The sequence below is a fragment of the Arthrobacter sp. B2I5 genome (assembly GCF_030816735.1).
GTDB lineage: Bacteria > Actinomycetota > Actinomycetes > Actinomycetales > Micrococcaceae > Arthrobacter.
In genome coordinates, this window is record NZ_JAUSYF010000001.1 from 1,501,232 (window position 1) to 1,521,933 (window position 20,702).

17 protein-coding genes are annotated in these 20,702 nt (G+C 68.4%); 11 read left to right on the forward strand and 6 right to left on the reverse strand.

Going from position 1 to position 20,702, the window contains the following annotated elements:
• The first annotated feature begins 48 nt into the window (after positions 1–48).
• The 3 genes from QFZ60_RS07130 (at position 49) to QFZ60_RS07140 (ending at position 5,757) form a co-directional block, all read left to right on the forward strand.
• Positions 49–1,227, forward strand: coding sequence for an exonuclease SbcCD subunit D (locus tag QFZ60_RS07130; RefSeq protein WP_307089328.1), 1,179 nt, complete (start codon positions 49–51; stop codon positions 1,225–1,227).
• A complete protein-coding gene (locus QFZ60_RS07135; protein WP_307089329.1) occupies positions 1,224–4,337 on the forward strand; it encodes an SMC family ATPase in 3,114 nt (1,037 codons plus the stop codon). Before QFZ60_RS07130 ends, QFZ60_RS07135 begins: the two co-directional genes overlap by 4 nt.
• 82 nt (positions 4,338–4,419) lie before the next feature.
• Positions 4,420–5,757, forward strand: coding sequence for an MFS transporter (locus QFZ60_RS07140; RefSeq protein ID WP_373427666.1), 1,338 nt, complete (start codon positions 4,420–4,422; stop codon positions 5,755–5,757).
• 34 nt (positions 5,758–5,791) lie between these two features.
• On the opposite strand, the gene QFZ60_RS07145 is transcribed toward QFZ60_RS07140, so the two are convergent.
• Positions 5,792–6,523, reverse strand: a complete 732-nt coding sequence (locus tag QFZ60_RS07145; protein ID WP_307089331.1) for an IclR family transcriptional regulator — start codon at positions 6,521–6,523, stop codon at positions 5,792–5,794.
• 253 nt (positions 6,524–6,776) lie between these two features.
• Here QFZ60_RS07145 and QFZ60_RS07150 point away from each other — a divergent pair, with 253 nt between their 5' ends.
• Positions 6,777–8,111: an MFS transporter gene (locus tag QFZ60_RS07150; protein ID WP_307089332.1), complete on the forward strand. Its 1,335-nt coding sequence runs from the start codon at positions 6,777–6,779 to the stop codon at positions 8,109–8,111.
• A 65-nt stretch (positions 8,112–8,176) separates the two neighbouring features.
• Here the strand turns inward: QFZ60_RS07150 and QFZ60_RS07155 are convergent, their stop codons facing one another.
• The 3 genes from QFZ60_RS07155 to QFZ60_RS07165 form a co-directional block, all read right to left on the reverse strand.
• A complete protein-coding gene (locus tag QFZ60_RS07155) occupies positions 8,177–8,824 on the reverse strand; it encodes a phosphoribosyltransferase (protein WP_307089333.1) in 648 nt (215 codons plus the stop codon).
• A gap of 166 nt (positions 8,825–8,990) precedes the next feature.
• A complete protein-coding gene (locus QFZ60_RS07160) occupies positions 8,991–9,818 on the reverse strand; it encodes an alpha/beta fold hydrolase (RefSeq protein ID WP_307089334.1) in 828 nt (275 codons plus the stop codon).
• 83 nt (positions 9,819–9,901) lie between these two features.
• Positions 9,902–11,299 (reverse strand): amino acid permease, encoded by a 1,398-nt coding sequence (locus tag QFZ60_RS07165; protein ID WP_307089335.1) that lies wholly within the window; start codon positions 11,297–11,299, stop codon positions 9,902–9,904.
• A gap of 306 nt (positions 11,300–11,605) precedes the next feature.
• Here QFZ60_RS07165 and QFZ60_RS07170 point away from each other — a divergent pair, with 306 nt between their 5' ends.
• Genes QFZ60_RS07170 through QFZ60_RS07190 form a run of 5 tightly spaced genes read left to right on the forward strand, consistent with a single transcriptional unit; the run spans position 11,606 to position 17,479 of the window.
• Complete coding sequence (locus tag QFZ60_RS07170) at positions 11,606–12,316, forward strand: NUDIX domain-containing protein (RefSeq protein WP_307089338.1); 711 nt, start codon at positions 11,606–11,608, stop codon at positions 12,314–12,316.
• On the forward strand, positions 12,313–13,617 hold the full coding sequence (nadA, locus tag QFZ60_RS07175) for a quinolinate synthase NadA (protein ID WP_307089340.1): 1,305 nt from the start codon (positions 12,313–12,315) through the stop codon (positions 13,615–13,617). Before QFZ60_RS07170 ends, nadA begins: the two co-directional genes overlap by 4 nt.
• Positions 13,617–15,395 carry an L-aspartate oxidase gene (locus QFZ60_RS07180; RefSeq protein WP_307089341.1) on the forward strand — a complete coding sequence of 593 codons (1,779 nt, stop codon included), beginning with the start codon at positions 13,617–13,619 and terminating at the stop codon, positions 15,393–15,395. Before nadA ends, QFZ60_RS07180 begins: the two co-directional genes overlap by 1 nt.
• Positions 15,388–16,305 (forward strand): carboxylating nicotinate-nucleotide diphosphorylase, encoded by a 918-nt coding sequence (nadC, locus tag QFZ60_RS07185; RefSeq protein ID WP_307089343.1) that lies wholly within the window; start codon positions 15,388–15,390, stop codon positions 16,303–16,305. The genes QFZ60_RS07180 and nadC overlap by 8 nt, the downstream gene beginning before the upstream one ends.
• A 7-nt stretch (positions 16,306–16,312) precedes the next feature.
• The gene (locus QFZ60_RS07190; RefSeq protein ID WP_307089344.1) at positions 16,313–17,479 is read left to right on the forward strand and encodes a cysteine desulfurase family protein; all 1,167 of its coding nucleotides are present in this window, start codon (positions 16,313–16,315) and stop codon (positions 17,477–17,479) included.
• An 18-nt stretch (positions 17,480–17,497) separates the two neighbouring features.
• On the opposite strand, the gene QFZ60_RS07195 is transcribed toward QFZ60_RS07190, so the two are convergent.
• A complete protein-coding gene (locus QFZ60_RS07195) occupies positions 17,498–17,986 on the reverse strand; it encodes a GtrA family protein (protein ID WP_307089346.1) in 489 nt (162 codons plus the stop codon).
• An 86-nt stretch (positions 17,987–18,072) separates the two neighbouring features.
• Positions 18,073–18,735: a DUF1684 domain-containing protein gene (locus QFZ60_RS07200; protein ID WP_307089348.1), complete on the reverse strand. Its 663-nt coding sequence runs from the start codon at positions 18,733–18,735 to the stop codon at positions 18,073–18,075.
• A gap of 195 nt (positions 18,736–18,930) precedes the next feature.
• Here QFZ60_RS07200 and QFZ60_RS07205 point away from each other — a divergent pair, with 195 nt between their 5' ends.
• Positions 18,931–19,758: a hypothetical protein gene (locus QFZ60_RS07205; protein ID WP_307089350.1), complete on the forward strand. Its 828-nt coding sequence runs from the start codon at positions 18,931–18,933 to the stop codon at positions 19,756–19,758.
• Between the two features lie 70 nt (positions 19,759–19,828).
• A complete protein-coding gene (locus QFZ60_RS07210) occupies positions 19,829–20,635 on the forward strand; it encodes a transglutaminase family protein (protein ID WP_307089353.1) in 807 nt (268 codons plus the stop codon).
• The last annotated feature ends 67 nt before the right edge of the window (positions 20,636–20,702 follow it).

The following is a 20,702-nucleotide window of genomic DNA, read 5'->3' on the forward strand; positions in this document are numbered from 1 at the left end:
GCCGCGGCGGTTTCTTTGAGTGTCAGTGGTTGCCGATAGCTTAGGGATATGCGGTTACTTCACACCTCGGACTGGCACCTGGGCCGATCCTTCCATGGCGTTGGCATGCTCGATGCCCAGCGCGCTTTCGTTGACCAGCTGGTGGCTGCGGTCCAGCGGGACGGCGTGGACGTTGTCCTGATCGCCGGGGACGTCTATGACCGTGCGCTGCCGGGCGTGGACGTGGTCCACCTGCTCGACGACGCACTGGTCCGCCTGACTGCCGCGGGCGCCAAGGTAGTGCTCACCAGCGGGAACCACGACTCCGCCATCCGCCTGGGTTTCGCCTCCCGCCTGCTCGAACGCGGGGGAGTGCACCTGCGCACCAGGGTGGAGGACCTCGCCACTCCGCTCCTCCTGCCGCTGGGCACGGATGATGCCGGAAAGAAAGCCATCCTGGCGCTTTACGGCATCCCCTGGCTTGAGCCCAGGCTGGTTGCCGAACAGTTGGGTGCTGAAACGGCCAGCCACTTCGAAGTCACCCGGGTGGCCACCGGGCTGATCCGCGGGGACATCGCCCGGCGCGCGGCTTCCGCCACCGTCCACTCGGTGGTCCTGGCCCACACCTTCGCCAGCGGCGGCATCAGTTCGGACAGCGAGCGGGACCTCAGCATTGGCGGCGTGGGTGCGGTGCCGCTGGACCTGTTCGACGGTTTCAGCTACACCGCCCTGGGCCACCTGCACGGGCGGCAGCAGCTGTCCGGATCCGTCCGGTACTCCGGTTCACCTTTGGCCTATTCCTTCTCCGAATCCGCCCATCAAAAGGGTGCCTGGCTGGTGGACATCGGCGCGGAGGGAGTCACTGCCGTTACGGAGGTGCTGTGGGAGGCCCCGCGTTCGCTGGCCGTACTGCGCGGAACCCTTGAGGATCTCTTGGCGGATCCCGGCCATGCATGGGCTGAATCCGCCTACTGCCAGATCACATTGACCGATCCCCAGCGTCCCGCCCGTGCCATGGAACGGCTCCGCGCCAGGTTCCCGGACACCCTGGTCCTGGCATTCGACCCGGAAGGTGCGGCTGCCACGTCCCGGACCAGCTACAGCAGCAGGCTTGCCGGCGCGCCGGACGACCTCTCCCTGTGCTGCGGATTCCTGGAACACGTGCGGGGACGCACCGCGGACCAGGCAGAAAAGAACGCGCTCGCTGCCGCGCTGGAGAACGTCAGGCTGCTGGAGGCGTCACGGTGAGGATCCACCACCTGCGCATCTGCGGCTTCGGTCCCTTTGCCGGAACCGAGGACATCGACTTTGACCGCCTCGGCGCCCACGGCCTGTTCCTGCTGAACGGACCCACCGGTGCCGGTAAGACCAGCGTGCTGGATGCCATCTGCTTTGCCCTGTACGGTTCCGTCCCCGGAGCCCGCCAGGACGGCAAACGGCTGCGCAGCGACCACGCGGAACCCGCGCAGGAACCTGCCGTGACGTGCGAATTCTCGTCCCAGGGCCGTCGCTTCGAGGTGACCAGGTCCCCGGCATGGGACAAGCCCAGCGCGCGGGGCAAGAACGGCTTTACGGTCCAGCAGGCCAAGACGCTGCTCCGTGAGCGGGTGGGCGGCGCCTGGGTGGAAAAGTCGGCCCGCAACGACGAAGCGGGCGCGGAAATCACGGCCCTGCTGGGCATGGACCGCGAGCAGTTCACCCGGGTGGTAATGCTGCCGCAGGGTGATTTCGCCGCCTTCCTCCGCTCCAAGGCTGCCGACCGCCTGGACCTGCTGCAGAAGCTTTTTGGCACCCAGCGCTTCGAAGCGCTGGAACAGGAACTGTCGCGGCAGGCCGCCGCTGCCCGGGAAGACGTGGCCACACTGTCCGGGCAGCTCGCCCTTCTCGCCTCACGTGCCGAAACCGAGGCCGCTCCGCTCCAGCTTCCGGGCGCCGGGGCACCGCCGGAGGACGACATCCCCGGCCGCCTCGCCTGGCTGAAGGCTTCCGTTGCCGGCCGTCTGAGGGAACTCACCGGGCATGCCGCCGCTGCTGCGGCCGTGAGCCAGGACCGCCGCAACGCTGTGGACCGCGAGGCCGCACGGCATGACCGGCACCGGAAACTGCAGGCGGCCACGGCGCGGCGAAACGCCGTGGAGGAAGGCGCCGCACACCGGGAAGAGCTCTCCACCCGCCTCGCCCGGCACCGCCAGGCCGAGGTCCTCCAGGGGCAACTGCAGGCCGTGGATGCGGCCGCTGCCAAGGTCCGCAGCGCTGCGGCCGCTGCCGAATCTGCCATGACATTGCTCCGCATGGCTGCCGGTGACGACGGCGAGCTGGCCCAGCTGCGCCTGGAAACACGTGGATGGGAAACAGGTGGCCTGGATCCGGCCGGCCCGGAAACACCAGACCCGGAAACGGGGGCCACCGGTGGAAGCCTGTCCGGGGCAGCGGACGAACTAAGCCGCCTGCGGTCACTGCTGGCCGTCGTCGAAGCCCGGCTGCCGGACGAGGACAGGCTCCAGAACCTCCGGACGCGGCACCGCAGCCTGGCCGGCCGGGAGGAAGAGCTCCGGCTGGCCATCGGAACCCTGGACAGCCGGGCGGCCCAGCTGCAGGAGCAGCGGGCAACGCTGGCCGAGGGCATGGAGCAGCTGGAATCCCGTTCCATCGAGGCGGCCCTGCGCCGCAAGGAAGCTGCGGCGGCGGCCGAGCTGCTGGACGTCGTCCGGAAGTATGAAACAGCTGCCCGGCGCAGGAACCAGGCCAGGATCCGCCACGACGATTCGCGGGAGACACTGCTGGAGGCCAAACGCCAGTGGCTGGACCTGCGGGAGGTGCGTCTGGCCAACGCGGCATCGGAGTTGGCGGCGAAGCTGGTGGGCGGGGAGCCCTGTCCCGTCTGTGGAAGCGCGGAACATCCCCGTCCTGCAGATGGTGGCAATGCGGGCCCGGGACTTGCGCAGGCCGAGGAGGAGGCCCACGGCGCCTACGAGGCCGCAGAGGCAGCCCACACCCTGGTTGCCGCTGATCTTGCCGAGGCGGAGCAGGCGGTGGCAGTCCTCGCCGGCCAGGGCGGGACCACTCCGGTGGAGGAGGCACGTTCCGGTGCCGATGCCGCGCTCGCTGCAGCGGCTGATGCAGAGCAGGCCGCGGACGAGCTGCAGGACAGGCGGCAACGGCTGGAAGCGCTGGATGCCAGGATCGGGCAGGCGCATGCCACACTGTCCGAAACTGAGGCAGAGCTGTCGCAGACCACCCTGTCCCTTGCCGACGTGGCGGAGCAGGCCGCAGCACTGGACAAAGCGCTCGCCGGCCTGCGTGGCCACCACCGCAGCCTGAACCACCGGCTGCGGGCACTCGAGGAGGCCGTGGCGGTCCTGGACAAGGCCGTTGAAGCGCAGGCGCGGCTGGATGCGGCGCGCCTTCGGTCCGCCGAAGTGCAGGAACATTTGGAGCTGGCACTGCCGGCTGCCGGTTTTGCCACGGCCGGCGAAGTCCGCGGCCAGCTCCTCGCAGCGGCTGAAGCGGCAGCCCTGGAAGCTGCCATTCGTACAGCCCAGGACGAAGCGGCGCGCGTGGCCGGACTGTTCGAGTCCGAGGACATTGTGCTCGCCCTGGCAGAGGCCGCCGACGGTTTCCTGGCGGACGAGGACCAGCTGGCAGCGCTGCGCCTTGAGGCCGCTGCTGCCCAGAACGCCGCGCGGGAAGCGGACCTGGCTGCCGGGCTCGCCACCCACTGCCTGGAATCCCTGGAATCCATCACCGCCGAATACCATGACCTGGTCCGTTCGTGCCGGGAGCCGGCGGAGCGGGCGCAGATGCTGGCAGGTTTGGCTGACGCGGCAGCTGGCCGGGGCGAAAACACCTACCGGATGAGCCTGAACAGCTATGTCCTGGCCGCCCGGCTGGAACAGGTGGCCCTCGCCGCGTCAGAGCGCCTAGTGGCCATGAGTGACGGTCGCTACCTGCTTCAGCACACCGACGCCAAGGCGGCCCGCGGCGCCAAGTCGGGGCTGGGCCTTGAAGTTGTGGACCAGTGGACGGGATTCCGGCGGGACACCTCCACCCTGTCCGGGGGCGAGTCCTTCATGGCATCGCTGTCGTTGGCACTCGGGCTCGCGGACGTCGTCCAGCAGGAGGCCGGAGGGGTGGAAATCGAGACCCTGTTCGTGGATGAGGGCTTCGGAAGCCTGGACGAACAGTCCCTGGAGCAGGTCATGGATGCCATCGAAGGGCTCCGCGACGGCGGCAGGGTGGTGGGGCTGGTCAGCCATGTCGCGGAGATGAAACAGCGCATCGGTACCCAGCTGCAGGTGCTCAAGAACCGGAACGGCTCCACGCTGCGGATCTCCGAAAGCCTGGACGCCTTCCTCTGACCCGGCCGATATAATGGAGCCCGTTACCGGGTTGCGCGCATCGGGAGGAGGGACGATGCGCACCTACTGAACGAGCCCGGAATTGACACCTCAAAGTACCCCTTCGACCACCCGCAACACTCCTTCCCCAGGCATCACAGGGCAGGAAGGCACCGCCCCGGCCCCGGCGGAACGGGCAGCAATGGGACGGTTCTCCCGGCTGCCGCAGCTTGCCGGCAGAAGCTTCATCCCGCTTGGACTCTTTGCGCGGCTTCCCCTGGCCATGCTGGCCATGGGCACCCTTACCCTCGTCACCTCGGTCAGCGGCTCATTCGCCGCCGGTGGCGCCGCAGCGGGCGCCGTGGGAATCGGCTCTGCACTTGGCGCTCCGGTGCTCGGATCCCTTGCAGACAGGCGGGGACAGCGGCCTGTCCTGCTGCTGGCGGCGGTGCTCAACACCGTGGCGGTGCTGGCCCTGGTCGTCGCCGCAAACGCCACCGGGGCGGGGGACTTCCCACCGGCCGTCCTGGCGGCTGCCTTTGCCGCCGGTGCCACCTGCCCCCAAGTGGGCCCGCTCGCCCGGGTCAGATGGATGGCGTTGACAACGGACGCCACAGGTTCCTCGGCGCCGACCGCCGGCGCTGCCCGCGACCTGGATACCGCCCTTTCCTACGAGAGCACGGCCGACGAAGTGACGTTTGTCCTTGGACCGGCCCTGGTGGGTATCCTGGCCAGCCTCGTGGCGCCCTGGCTTCCGCTGGCACTGGCGGCGGCCATGACCATCACCCTTGTTCCTGCCTTCGCTATCCACCCCACGCATCACGCCGTGCCTGCTACGACGCGCCGGGGCGGCAGGAAGGGCAAGGGTGCTGCACCTGCCGCCAAACTGCCCTGGGCCGTGGCCCTGCCTGTTGTTGCCATGGTCTGCATGGGGACTTTCTTTGGTTCCACCCAGGCCGCCCTCAGCGCCTTCTCCGCCCGGCTCGCCGGCGCCGAAATAGCCGGCCTGCTGTACGCCGTCATGGGCCTGAGTTCTGCGGCGGCCGCGCTCTCGGTTGCCTACTGGCCGCGGCGCGCCGGCCTGGCACTGCGCTGGGTGCTCTGCGCGGTCCTGATGGCGGGGCTTGCGGTCCTGCTGCTGCTGCCGGCATCACTGCCCTCGATGGCGGCCGTCCTGCTGGTCCTCGGCCTACCGGTGGGTCCGGTCATGGTCACCGTCTTCGCGGTGGGCGGAAAGCTGGCTCCCGCCGGCCGGCTTGGCATGGTCATGACCGGACTGGCCAGCGGCATTGTCGCCGGAACCGCCATCGGTTCCTCTGTGGGCGGCCAGCTGGCCCAGCATTACGGCCCCTCGGCCGCCTTCCTTGTCCCGGTCTGCGCGGCGGGGGCGCTCGCGCTGCTGGGGGCGGGGGCCGCCGTCGTAATCCGCCGGCGGGCCTGATCACCGCCTCCCCGGCAGCCGGCATCCCGCGTTGTCAGGCCAGTTGCCGCTCAATCCTCGCCGCGCTTTCGGCGATGGCCGCACCCACCGCTTCCGGATCGTGGGCGGAACGGATATAGACCACTGCGAGTGCGGCCGGGCGCCCACCGGGTACCCGCACAGGGGCTGCCAGCGAGGAGACCCCGGCGATGACCTCGTCATGGCTGGCCGAGTAGCCCTTCCGCCGCGCTTCCACCGCCTCAGGCCGGTAAGGAATGCCCGTTTCCAACCGGTCCCACTCCGACTCGGAAAGGGCCGACTGGATGGCGATACCGGGCGCGCCGGCGTTAATGGGGTGCCGCGTACCCGGGTGCTGTGCCACGGTTGCCCCTGAATGCCGGGGCTCAACCGTGACCAGCGTGATGCAGTCATGGTGGTCCCACACCGCCACGAACGCCGTCATGTCCAGCGAGTTTGCAAGCTGGGTGAGCTCCGGGAGTGCGGCGCTTTGCAGGTTGCGTGACACTCCGCGGGCCAGGACTGCCAGTCCGGGCCCGGGCTGGACGCGTCCGCCGTCGTCACGCACCAGGAGGGAGTGGTCTTCCAGGGTACGCAGGATCCGGTAGGCCACCGACCGGTGAACGCCCATGGCGTCGGCCAGTTCGGCGATGGTCAGCGGACCCGGGGCAGCGGCCAGGATCTCAAGGGCGCGGATGCCGCGCGAAAGGGTCTGGGACGGCGAAGCCTGCGGCGCCGCCGTCTTGGCCGCAGCTGCTGGAGGTGTCATGAAATCCATCCTAGGTGGCAATGCACAGCACGCCGTGACTCTTGTCTCATCAACCGCTGCACGGTATTGTCCTCTATACGAATTGATCGTTCCAATATAGAACATCAAATCCTACGGATATCCCCGGTAAAAATTTCCCCACCCCGTGTCCCGTATCACAAATCCGTAGTACCCTACTAACTAACTGACCGTTCTGTCGGTAATTCTGAAGGCGTCCGGGCGGCACTGCTGCCCAATGAACAATGGAGTTTCAATGACCACACCTTCCAAGGTGGATACCCCCGCCGGTCCCAGCAGCCGGCGGGAGGAACGCAAGGTCCTCGCCGGCACCCTCGTCGGAACCACCATCGAGTGGTACGACTTCTTCATCTTTGCCCAGCTGACCGCAACGCTGCTGTCACCGCTGTTCCTGGCGCCGCTGAACGATTCCAACCCGGGCCTTGCGCAGATCCTCTCCTTTGCCCTCATCGGCATCAGCTTCCTGTTCCGCCCCCTTGGCGCCGTCATCGCCGGCCACCTGGGCGACCGCCTGGGACGGAAGGCGATGCTGGTCTTCACCCTGGTCATGATGGGCGCCGCGACAGCCCTGATCGGCATGCTCCCCACGTATGCGCAGATCGGCGCCTGGGCCCCCGTGCTCCTGATCCTGCTGCGCGTCATCCAGGGCTTCTCAGCCGGCGGCGAATGGGGCGGTGCTGCCCTGATGGCCGTGGAGCATGCACCGATCGGCCGCCGTGGCCTGTTCGGTGCCTACCCGCAGATCGGCGTACCCGTGGGCATGATCCTGGCCACCGGCCTGCTGTTCTTCCTCAACACCAGCATGTCCAAGGAAGACTTCGCCGCCTGGGGCTGGCGGGTGCCGTTCCTGCTGTCCATCGTCCTGATCGTGGTGGGCTACCTGATCCGCCGCGCCGTGGCCGAGAGCCCGGTCTTCCAGGAGATGGCCCTGCGGAAGAAGGAAAGCAAGGCGCCGCTGGGAGAGCTGATCCGGAACCACAAGCTGCCCGTCCTGTACTCCACCATGATCTTCATTGGCAACAATGCCGCAGGCTACCTGCTGATCGCATTCTTCATCTCCTACGCGACCAAGACCCTGAAGATGCCCACCCCGCAGATCCTCCTGGCCACCACGCTGGCGTCCTTTGGCTGGCTGATCTTCACCCTGGTGGGCGGCTGGCTCTCGGACCGGATCGGACGCGTGAAGACCTTCCTGACCGGCTACGCCATCGTCTTCGCCTGGATGATTCCGATGTTCGCGCTCATCGACACCAAGAACATCCTGCTTTACGGCGTTGCACTGTTCGTCCTGACCATTGGCCTGGGCCTGTCCTACGGCCCCATGTCGGCCATGTATGCCGAAATGTTCCCTGCCCACGTCCGCTACTCGGGCATCTCCATCGGTTACGCGTTTGGGGCCATCCTGGGCGGGGCCTTCGCGGCCACCATTGCTGAAACCCTGCTGCAGTCCACCAAGTGGACCGGTTCCATCGGCATCTACATCATGGTCCTCTGCGTCATTTCGGCGCTCGGCGTGGTTCTGGCCAAGGAAACCAAGGGCCGCCCGCTCGGAGTCAGCAGCCACCACTGATCCCACCGTCCCACAACACAGCAGGCCCGGACCGAAAGGTCCGGGCCTGCTGTGTTCCCGGTCCCTCAGTGCGCCAGCAGCGCCACCGCGTCGTCGTCACTCAACTGCCCGAAGTGCCGGTAGTAGCTCCCCACGGCCCGGAACCTGCCCGGCAGGTGCAGGCACACCACGGCATCGCATACCCGCTCCAGCGAGGCTTCGGCGTCGATCGATCCCACGGGCGCCGCCGCCACCACGGCAACCGCGCCGCCTTCCCGCACGGCCTCGACGGCGGCACGCATCGTGGCCCCCGTGGCCAGTCCGTCATCCACCAAAAGAACGGTCCTGCCCGCCACGTCGGTGTTGCTTCCCGGATACAGCTCCACCCGGCGGAGCAGTTCCTCCCGTTCGCGCTTTTCGACGTCATCCAGCCATCCCTGCTGCACGCCGTGTTCAAGGACGCGCTCCAGCAGGGGTTTGTTGATCAAGCGGACAGTGCGCCCGCGCGCCCAGGCGAGGGCTCCATAGGCGGTTTCGTCGTGCCCGGGGATTCCCAACTTCCGCACCAGGACCGTGCCCAGGGGCAGGTGGAGGGCACTTGCCGCCGCTGCGGCAACGGGAATGCCCCCGCGTGCCAGGCCCAGGACCACTGTGTCCGGATGTTCCCGGAACCGGCCAAGCGCAGCGGCCAGGCGTTGGCCGGCGTCGCTGCGGTCTTCGAAACGCGTTCCCATGTACCCCTCCCGGCATCTGTGGCGTGACTGTCCCCAGCGTACTGCCGGGTGCCCCGCCTGTTCGGCAGCGGCCGGCGTTTTCCCGAACACCCGGACGGCCAAGGCCCGGACGGAGGGGTACCCGAACAATCCGCGCCTGAATGGGCGTACCTGGACGGGCCCGTGCCTAAACGGCCAGGAACGAGATGGCGGCCTGTTTGAAGGCCCTGCTGGTGATGGCGTTGGTGTGGTTCCGGCCCGGGAGGACCAGCTGTTCGGGCATGGACCCGGCCCCGCGGGCCAGTTCGGCGAGCTTGGGCAGGATGCCGGCGCGCTCGTCCTTGTCCCCGGCCACCAGCAGCATGGGAACGTGGGGGACTGCCTCGGCGGGGTCGTATGGCTCGGCCTTGATGGCTTCCACCAGGGACAGCAGCGCGAAAATGTTGTTGCTCGGCAGCAGCAATGCCATCTTCAGGAGCTGGGCTGTCGATTCGTCCTGGATCGGCGTGCCGTCCGCCAGGTAATCCTGGGCAGCCCGGAGGTCGAACGCGGCCAGGGGATCGGAGTCGTTGGGCCCGCCAAGCACCAGCCGGTGCACCAGTTCGGGCTGGGTTGCGGCGAACTCCCAGGCGAGCCGCGATCCCAGCGAGTAGCCCACCACGTCCAGCCCGCTGGAAGGATCGCCTTCCTGGAGGGGGCGTGTGCCGGCGTCGAACGCTGCCTGGAGCAGGTCCGCCCTGATCCGGCTGGGGGAGTAGGAGTCACGGTCCTCCGGTGCGCCGCTGCGGCCGTGGCCGGGAAGGTCCACGGTGATGACCCGGCGGCCGGCGTCAAGCAGGGCGGACACCCAGCCGGTGTCCTCCCAGTTGAGCTTGGACGAGGAGGAAAAGCCGTGCAGCAGCAGGACAGGCCTCAGGCCGGCATCGGTTGCGGGGTCATGGACTGCCACGAACAGCTGGGGGTCGGTCCCTTCAACGGTGTGCGCGTGCTGCTGTCCGGTGTGCCTGCCGCTCATGGTGTCAGTTCCCCAATCAGGTTCGGCGCCTGGGGCGGGGCCCGGCGCGTCGGTGCGTCTTCCTTGGAAAGGTACGCACCACTCTACCTGCTGGCGGCCCGGCTCCTGCTGGTGAGGCGGGCACCGGCGGCACACGCCAGGGCGATGCCGGCGATCAGTGCGAAGGTGCTGAAGAGCTGCACCCGGCTGGTCTCCGCGCTGAAGCCGACGGCGAATATCAGGCCCAGGAGGACCAGGCCCAGGATGGTGAGGGCGGGGAAGCCCTTCATCCGCAGGGGAAGCGGGATTCCGTCCCGGTCGGCCCGCCGGCGCAGGATCAGCTGGGAGACCAGCGCGCTGCCCCAGACCACCAGGCACGTTGAGCCCACCAGCTGGAACAGGGCAGGCAGGATCCGTTCCGGAAACAGCAGTTCCAGGACCGTGGCAATGAAGCCGAAGGCCACCGATACCGCCACCGAGGGCAGGGGAACGGCCGCGCGGTTGAGGCGGGTCAGGATACGCGGCGCTTCACCCCGCTGCGCCAGGGAGTAGGCCATGCGGGAGGCGCCATAGAGGTTGGCGTTCAGTGCCGAGAGGAGGGCGACGACGGCCACCAGGGTGATGGCGGTGGAGGCGCCGGGGATCCTGGCAGCGTCCAGGACGCCGGCGAAGGGTGAGGCAAGGCTCGTGGACGTGGCGGGGAGGACGGCGGCGATGACGAAAACGGAGCCGATGTAGAACACCAGGATGCGCCACACCACGGTGCGGATGGCCTTTCCCACGCTGCGTTCCGGGTCCTCGGTTTCGGCTGCGGCCACCGAGACGATTTCCGTCCCGCCGAAGGCGAAGATGACTACAAACAGGGCGGAAGCAACCCCCCCCAGGCCCTGGGGAGCAAAGTTTTCAGTGAGGTTGCCGGCACCGGGGGAGGCGACGCCGGGCAGCAGGCCAAGGAGCAAAGCGGCACCGACGGCCAGGAAGAGCACGATGACGGCGACCTTGAGGATGGCAAACCAGAACTCGAACTCGCCGAAGTTCCGGACGCCGGCCAGGTTGATGCCGGTGAACACCACCATGAACAGCAGTGCCAGCGCCCAGACCGGGACCACGGGCCAGACGGAGAAAAGCAGTCCGGCGGCACCCAGTGCCTCGGCGGCGATCACCACCACCAGTTGCAGCCACCACAGCCATCCGATGGTGGCGCCGGCGGTACGGCCAAGGGCCCGCTCGGCGTAGACGGAGAAGGCCCCGCTGGCCGGGTTTGCGGCCGCCATCTCGCCCAGCGCCCACATCACCAGGATGATCAGTGTTCCGGCCAGAAGGTAGGAGATGAGGACTGCCGGCCCGGCTGCCTGGACCCCGGCGCCAGATCCGAGGAACAAGCCCGCACCAATGGCACTGCCCAGCCCCATCATGGTGAGCTGGCGCGGTTTCATGCTGTGGACGGCTGTGATCTTCGGCGGGAGTGTGGCGGACGCGGTCCGGTCAGACTTCATCGTCATGGGGCAGTGCACCTTCTGGGGGCTGGTTCGACGGTCCGGTCCGAATGGTCCGGGGATCCTTTTGGGACCTCTTGAATTTACCGCTTCCGGGAGCGGGCCAAAAACGGAAGGGGACCCCGGCGGTGGGACGTGGCCACGGCAGCGGGAGCGGTGTTATTGGCCGTGCCGTGCCGCAGCCAACCAGAAGGTCGCAGAAACATTTCCCATTCCGTCGCTGCGCGCCGTAGAATTAGTTTTGGTCAAGTTGACCATAACTCTGAAGAACCGCCGGGGCGGGCACGATGAGCACGACGAAAGGCGGTGGACGTGTACTACAGCTCGGCAAATGTTTCCGAGCGGCAGGCCGCGCCGCCGTCGCTCGCCATCTCCACGGTGATTTTCGCCCTGCGGCCGAGTGAATCCTCGGGCCGTCCCACGCTGTGGCTGCCCTTGGTACGCCGCATCCGCGAGCCCTTCAAGGGGCTGTGGGCATTGCCCGGCGGGCCCCTCAGCCATGAGGAATCCCTCCAGGACGCCGCGGCGCGGAACCTGCGGGAGACCACGGGCCTCGCACCCCGCTACCTCGAGCAGTTGTACGCGTTCGGCGGCCTGCACCGCTCACCCACCCAAAGAGTGGTCTCGATTGTCTACTGGGCCCTGGTCCAGCCGACGGAAGCCGCCCTGGCGGACGAGTCCGAGAACGTCAGGTGGTTCCGCGCGGACCGGCTCGGCGAACTGGCCTTCGACCACAACGCCATCGTGGACTATGCGCTCTGGCGCCTGCGCAACAAGCTGGCCTACGGCTCGGTGGCGTACCACCTGCTGGGCGAGTACTTCACCCTGGCCCAGGTCCGTGAAGTCTATGAAGCCGTCCTTGACCGCCAACTGGATCCGGCCAATTTCCGCCGGCAACTTAAATCGACCCCGGAAATCGAAGAAACCGGGGAATACCTCCAGGGCGGCAAACACCGTCCACCCCGCCTCTACCGCTACACCGGCAGGCCAGGCCTTGACCCAGACAACAGGAGCACACCATGAGCAGCGTCAACACGGCAATCCAGCTGATCACGCGCGAACAGGCCGAAAAAGGCGCAGCAGCTGAACGCAGCACCTGCAGCCCGGCATTGGCCAAGGGCCCCTGGGACTACGACCTGGCCGAGGCGCTCGCCGGTGTCCCGGCCTACGGTCCAGGCGCCTCCAGTGCCGACCCCGCCCCCGCCACCACCCCGCGCCAGGGCCAGCTCCCCGAAGAGTACAAGCTTGCCGGCGACGCCGAGCTCGGGAAACGGATCAAGGCCGCCAAGTCCGCGCTGGGCGAACGGGCCGTCATCCTGGGCCACTTCTACCAGCGCGACGAAGTGATCCAGTACGCGGACTTCGTGGGTGACTCCTTCCAGCTCGCCAACGCGGCACTCACCAGGCCGGAAGCCGAGGCCATCATCTTCTGCGGCGTCCACTTCATGGCCGAGACCGCGGACATCCTTTCCACCCCGGAGCAGTCGGTCATCCTGCCCAACCTCGCCGCCGGCTGCTCCATGGCAGACATGGCGGACACAGACTCCGTGGAGGAATGCTGGGAGCAGCTGGCGGAGATCTTCGGCACCGAGCCCGACGCCGAGGGCGGGGTACCGGTCATCCCCGTCACCTACATGAACTCCTCCGCAGCCCTGAAGGCTTTCTGCGGCCAGCACGGCGGCATCGTCTGCACCTCCTCCAACGCCCGGACCGTCCTGGAGTGGGCCTTCCAGCGCGGCCAGCGGGTGCTGTTCTTCCCCGACCAGCACCTGGGCCGCAACACCGCCAAGGCCATGGGCGTGCCCCTCGAACAGATGCCGATGTGGAACCCGCGCAAGGAACTCGGCGGCAACGACGAACAGGCCCTGCTGGACTCCCGCGTCATCCTCTGGCACGGATTCTGCTCCGTGCACAAGCGCTTCAACGTGGCCCAGATCGAGAAAGCCCGCGCCGACTTCCCCGGCGTGCAGGTCATCGTGCACCCGGAGTGCCCCATGGAAGTGGTGGACGCCGCTGATTCCGCCGGCTCCACCGACTTCATCAAGAAGGCCATCGCCGCAGCCACGGAGCCCACCACGTTCGCCATCGGCACGGAAATCAACATGGTGAACCGGCTTGCCGCCGAATACCCGCAGCACACCATCTTCTGCCTGGACCCGGTGATCTGCCCGTGCTCCACGATGTACCGCATCCACCCCGGCTACCTGGCCTGGGTCCTGGAGGAACTGGTGGCCGGCCGCACCGTCAACCGCATCACCGTGGACGACAACGTGCAGGCCAACGCCAGGACGGCGCTCGAGCGCATGCTCGCTGCGAGGCCCTGATGAGCCGGCGGCTCGCCGTGGTGGGAAGCGGCATCGCGGGACTCTATGCTGCACTGCTTGGCGCGGAGGCCGGCGCCGACGTGGTGCTGCTGACCAAGGGCGCGCTGGAACACAGCAACACCTGGTACGCGCAGGGCGGCATTTCAGCGGTCCTGGCTGAACCCGCCCCGGGGGACACCGTTGCCGCCCACATCGCCGACACCCTCCGGGCCGGGGCGGGGCACTGCAACGAGGGTGCCGTCCGGCTCATGTGCACTCAGGCGCGGCAGGACATCGCCGGCCTCCAGCGCTACGGGGTCGCCTTTGACGCAGGCTCCAGGGAAGCACAGGGGGACGGGACGCACGACGGCGGCCCTGCCCTTGGGCTCGAAGCAGCGCACAGTGCCGCCCGCATCCTGCACGCGGGAGGGGACGCCACGGGTGCGCGCGTCGCCGGCGCCCTGATCCAGGCCGTCCTGTCCCGGCGGGACGAAGGAAAGCTCACGCTCCTCACGCACGCCCACGCCACAGCCCTCACCACCGCTGAAGGACGCGTGGCGGGGGTCGAGTACCTGCACGGCGGCCGCCACGCCAGCCTGGACGCTGACGCCGTCCTGCTCGCCACCGGGGGAGCAGGCCAGCTGTTCGCCCAGACCACCAACCCTGCCGTGGCCACCGCCGACGGGCTGGCGCTCGCCGTCCGCGCCGGCGCAGCCACCGCAGACCTCGAATTCTTCCAGTTCCACCCCACCTGCCTGGTCAGCTCCGCCACCGTCCACCCGGCCCGGCTGGACGGCCCGCTGCTGATCTCAGAAGCCGTCCGCGGCGAAGGCGCTGTCCTGCTCGACTCCAACGGCCGCCGTTTCATGAAGGCCTACCACCCCGACGCCGAACTGGCACCCCGGGACGTCGTCTCCCGCAGCATCGCCCTCCACCTCGCCAAACTCGGAGACCCCAACGGCCACGTCTACCTCGACGCGCGCGCCATCGAGCAGGCCAAGGGCTCCGGCTTCCTCCAGCAACGGTTCCCCACCCTCACCCGCAAGACCCTCGACGCCGGCATCGACTGGACCCGCGAACTGGTCCCCGTCGCACCCGCCGCCCACTACTGGATGGGCGGGGTACGGACCGACACCCACGGACGCACCACCGTCCCCGGCCTCTACGCCGCCGGCGAAGTTGCCTCCACCGGGGTCCACGGGGCTAACCGGCTGGCCAGCAACTCCCTCCTCGAGGGACTCGTCTTCGGCCGCCGCGCTGTTGAAGCCTTCCTCTCTGGTGACCCCGGCTGGGACGCGTCCCGCGTCAGCGATGCTCCGCGTGCTGCCTCGGCCGCGGGCGGCCTCCGCTTGACGCACGCTTCCGCACCCCTGCCGCGGGACGCAAGTGCGCGTGTCACCGTCCCTGCTGCTTTAGAAGGCGCGGCGGCCGGGTCTGGTGCCCCCGGCGGGGCTTGGCCGTCCACCTTCGGTGGGGAAATCAGTGCCGGGGAGCCGTTCTCCCGGGACGCTCTTCGTCGCCTTATGACCTCGCACGCCGGGGTGCTGCGCTCCGGGGAGCTGTTGCTTGAGGCTGCTGCCACGCTTGACCGGTGGGCCGCCGTCGTCCTTCGTGGTGCTGGCCGTTCCTCCGACCCCCTGGTGCATGAGGACCGGAACCTCCTGTTGGCTGCGCAGCTGCTGGTCGCCGGAGCCCTCCGCCGGCAGGAATCCCTCGGGGCCCACTACCGCAGCGACGGGCCCGTCCACACCGAAGCCCCTTACCCTCCACGCCCGAAAGCGAGCCTGCTCCATGACTGAACCCGCCGTGATCGACCGGGCAGCCACCCTGCGCCCCGCACTTGACCTCACCCTTCCGGCAGCACCGGTCAGGGAGATCCTGGAACGGGCCTTCGCCGAGGATGCTCCCTCCGGCGACATCACCTCCCAGCTGCTCATCCCCGCCCAGTCGCGCGCCACAGCAGTCCTCAATGCCCGGGTCCCGGGCGTGCTCAGCGGCGCGACCGTGTTCCGCGACGCGATGCAGCTCGTGGACCCCGCCACCCAGGTGGAGCTGCTCGTGGCTGACGGGGAAATGTTCGACGCCGGGACGCACCTTGCCCGGGTCAGCGGCAGCGCCCGCTCGGTGCTGATGGCCGAACGCGTGGCCCTCAACCTGGTCCAGCGGATGTCCGCCATCGCCACGAAGACTGCCGAATTCGTCCGGCTGGCGGAGGGGACCCGGGCCCGCATCACCGACACCCGCAAGACCACGCCGGGTCTGCGCATCCTGGAACGTTTCGCGGTAAGGTGCGGCGGCGGCTCCAACCACCGGTACAGCCTCTCCGACGCCGTGCTGGCCAAGGACAACCACCTGGCCGTGATGACCGGGGGAGACCCCGCAAAGCTCACCGACCTCCTGCTGGCCGCCAAGGCCCAGCTGGGGCACACCACCCATTTTGAGGTCGAGGTGGACAGCATGGACCAGATCGAACCCGTCCTTGCCGCCGGCGTGGACACCATCATGCTGGACAACTTCACCGTGGCCGAGCTGAAGGCCGGCGTGGCCCTCGTGGCCGGACGCGCCCGCGTGGAAGCCAGCGGCAACGTCAACCCCGGCACTGTCGCGGCCATTGCAGGCACGGGCGTTGACGTCATCTCCGTCGGCGCGCTAACCCACACCGTGGCCGCACTGGACCTGGGCCTCGACGTCGAACTGACCGCCGGGTGAGCCTGCCGTGATCTTCCTTGACGCCGCCGCCACCACCCCCGTCCGCCGTGAAGTGCTGGACGCCATGTGGCCCTACCTCACGGGCTCATTCGGGAACCCCTCCAGCCACCACACCCTGGGTGAAGCGGCAGCCGCGGCGCTCGCGGGGGCGCGGGCAGCAGTTGCCGGTGTCCTGGGCTGCCGGCAGGGCGAGGTGGTGTTCACGTCCGGAGGAACGGAAGCGGACAACCTGGCCGTCAAAGGCATCGCCCTGGCCCGGCAGGCCGCCAACCCGGAGTTGAACCGGGTGGTGATCAGCGCCGTCGAACACCCTGCCGTGGAGGAATCCGCGCGCTTCCTCGAGCGCTACCACGGCTTTGTGGTGGATGTGGTGCCGGTGGACGCCACCGGCCGGGTGACGCCCGATGCCCTGGCCGCCATGCTGCGCCCGGAGACCGCGCTGGTCAGCATCATGTACGCCAACAATGAGGTAGGCACCATCCAGCCCGTCGCCGCCCTCGCCGACCTGGCCCACCGCCACGGAATCCCCTTTCATACAGACGCCGTCCAAGCGGCCGGCTGGCTGCCGCTGGATACCAAGGCCCTGGGCGTTGATGCCATGAGCATCTCCGGGCACAAGCTGGGGGCGCCCAAAGGCTGCGGCATGCTTTTCGTCCGGAGCCGCACACGGCTGGAACCGGTCATCCACGGCGGCGGCCAGGAACGCGGCCGGCGCTCGGGAACGGAAAACGTGGCCGGGGCGGTAGGCCTGGCCACCGCCCTCACGCTGGCCAGGGACCGGCAGCCGGAGCAGCAGGCAAGGGTGGCCGCCCTGCGGGACCGGTTCATCGGTGCAGTGATGGGCGCGGTGCCGGACGCTGTCCTGACCGGCCACCCCACCGAACGGCTGCCGTCTGTTGCCTCCTTCTGCTTCCCCGGAACCAGCGGTGAGTCCCTGCTCCTGGAGCTGGAACGGCACGGCGTGGTGTGTTCCAGCGGTTCGGCCTGCGCTGCCGGTTCGGATGCGCCGTCGCCCGTGCTGACCGCGCTGGGGATTTCCGCCGAAGTGGCGCAGACCGCCGTCCGGTTCAGTTTCGACGCGTCAGTGACCCGGGAGGAGCTGGACATGGCTGCGGACGCGGTAAGGTCCGCCGTCGCCAGTGTCAGGAACCTCGGCGCGGGCCAGGCCCGCTAGCGGATCGGGGCGGCCGGGTCAGCGGTGGCGGGCCCGGCGGAAGATCCAGTGCCGCAGCATGCTGAAGCGCACCGCCGTAGCCAGGAAGCCGGACAACGTGGTTGCCAGCAGTTCGTCCCCAACGGTGGCGTCCGGCTTGAACCAGTGCAGCACGCCCAGGCTGCTGCCGGTGATCAGCAGCGCCACGGCAATCACCACAAGGCCGTTGAAGTGGTCACGGGTACGGCGCTGCTGCCCGGCGATCTTGAAGGTCAGCCGCCGGTTCAGCGCGGTGTTCAAGAGTGAGGTCAGGACCAGCGCCACCGCGTTGGCCAGCTGGGCGCCAAGCCACGGCCGCAGCAGCGCGTAGAGGCCAAGCGATGCCGCGGTGCAGATGACGCCTACGCCGGAGAAGCGGATCAGCTGCCGGATGACGGGAAAGCGCAGGATCCCCCGGTAGTGTCTGGTGGCCGGAAGGCGCCGGGGCGTGGTTTCCTGCACAGCGGCTGCGGAGGGTTGCTCCGTCATCCGGCGGCCCCGGCTGCACGTTCAGTGCCGTGGGCAGGCAGGAGGACGGGGTTGCGGGCAGGGCGCCCGGGACGAGCCATCATGCGTCAGTACAGCTCGCCCACGGGGATTTCCACTGCCAGCCGGTTGGAGGGCCCGGGCAGCGGGCAGGCCCAGGCCTCGTTGTAGGCGCAGGACGGGTTGTAGGCAAAATTGAAATCCAGGACGAACGTGGCACCGGGGCCCGTGCCGTTGACGCCGTGGAAGGCGCCCTTGATGGTGTCCAGCAGGTAGCGGCCGGCCCCATAGGTTCCGCCCGGCTGTCCGGCCGTTGCATCGCGGAACGGAACGAAGATGCCGCCGCCGTACCCGTGCAGTTTCCACACCCCGAGCTGGCCCATTTCCGGCAGGTCGAACGTCCCCAGCCGGACAAAGTGGACCACTCCGTCGGTGGCGGTTTCGACGCTCATCTCCCGGCCGGCGCCCTCTTTCGTCAGCGGCACATGGAAACGGTAGATGGGATCGTAGTCGGCAGTCTTCAGCCCGGAGAACCGTGCCTTGTCAGCGGCGGTGAGCGCGGACGCCGGGTGGGTGCCGAACATCAGGTCACGCTGGTGGCGCCAGTACGAGTGCGCCTCCGACGGGCTCTCCACCGCGAACCGGCGGACGTTGTCATAGAGCGCGAAGGTCCTCAGCCGCCAGTCGGCGATGTCCAGGGCGGAGATATCCGCCGGGTTGTCTTCGGCTGCGCCGTGCTGCTCTTCCGCCATAACGTCCAGCCTAGTCCCAGGCCGGGGTGGTAAGTGCCCGACGGCGACACGCCGGGCTGGGTGCCCACTGTCAGGGACGGCTGGAGGGCAGGGAGGGGGCCGTCCCGGCAGGCGCATGAAGCACCCCTTCCAGCGTGCATGAAACACCAGTGCGCCAGCCCGGGGAGCAGCCGCGGCACTACTAGGCTGGCTTCCATGACAGGCAAGGCAGCAGTGACCGCCCTTTCCCGGACGTCCCTGGCGGCGGCGGTGTTCCTGCTGGCGGGATGCTCTGGATCCCCGGCCGGCCCGGGATGGACGGCGCAGCCCACATCATCCGTTGGGGCAACCTCCGGATCTGCAGCGCCCGGTCCAACGTCGGGAACGGCATCGGCCTCGCCCGATTCTTCCGGCAGTGTCCAGGACTCCGCTTCCGCGACATCCGGCGAACCCCGGGGTGTTGCCACCGCGGCTTCCTGGAAGACGTTCTCCGACCCCGCAAAAACCGTCAGCTTCGACCTGCCGGCGGACTGGATCGCCCAGTCCGTGGCGCCGGAGGACGGCGTGCTTCCCGGCGGACTGAAGGTGGAGGTCAAGAAGCCCGATGGAACTTTTGTTGCCGCGCTCCGCACCGGACTGCCGCCGTCGTCCGCTGATTGCCCGGAAAGCGCCCGGCACCCCTACACGGTGATCAGCAGCGTACCCTTTGATCTTCCCGCCCAGGGCGGGGAGGGGACCATCCCGCCACGCATGGTCTACCGGGTAATCCAGGGCTACCGCTATTTCGGTTCGTACGGGATCACCAACCTGGTGGGCGGTACGGATGGGCAGGCGTGCGAGCTGCGCAATGTGGTGCGGGGTCCGGCCGGCAAGGGCGACTACTCGTTCGGGGACCTGGTGAACCTCAAGGCCTTTGCCCCGGAGGAGAAAGTGGCGCCGGCGAAGGCCTTCGACACCCTTGGCCAGGCCGCCCAGTACGTCAACGAAAGCCCTGACTTCGCCAACGTCCAGCGGATGCTAATGTCGCTGAAGGTCAAAAACTAGTCCCGCCGCCGGCACTCACAAGTGCGGGGCGTGCGACTTGCCTTCCGCCCCCCAACACCCCCGGAGAGACATGGAACGCTCTGTTTCCGCACGCCTGGCCTTCAGGACCATTGCCAACACCAAGGTGGCCATGGCCATTGCCGTAGCAAGGAACAGCGGCTACTCATCCTTTGATGAGGTCCTCTCCGTCACGGCCGGCGGGGCAGAGGTTCCGTTGACCGAGGTTTCGGACCACCACGGCGGCCGGTTCCACTACATGGAGTTCGCCGAACCAACTGATGTCACCGTGGACTACTCGGCCACGGTGGCCGGCCGCGCTGTCCCCGAAGACGCCAGCCTGGCTGACCGGATCCGCTATGTCCGTCCCAGCCGCTACGCCGAGTCGGACCGGCTCCTGCCTACGGCCTACGCCGAGTTCGAAGGGGTCCAGGGGGCGGACCTGATGCAGGCCGTCCGCAACTGGGTTAACGGTGAGCTCCGGTACATCAGCGGCTCCTCCCGCGGCACGGACGGTGCGGTGGAGACCCTCCTCAGCAGGCGCGGCGTCTGCCGGGACTTCGCGCACCTGGCCATCGCCCTGCTCCGCTCCAAGGACATCCCTGCCCGGCTGGCGGCCGTCTACGCACCGGGCCTGAGTCCCATGGATTTCCATGCCGTGGCCGAAGCCTACGTGGAGGGAGCGTGGCACATCATCGACCCCACCGGGCTTGCGCCGCGGGAGTCGATGCTGCGCATCACCGCCGGCAGGGACTCGTCTGACACCGCCTTCCTGTCCACGGTGGGCGGAAGCCTGGTGCTGAACCAGCTGCGTGTCACCGCCGTGGTCAACGGCGACCTCCCGGTCGAGGATCCCGCACAGCTGGTGGCGCTGGCCTGACTTCCCGGCCCGGCTTGCTCTCCCGCGTTGACGGCTCCGCCGGCCGGCTCTCCCGCCGGCCGGGAAG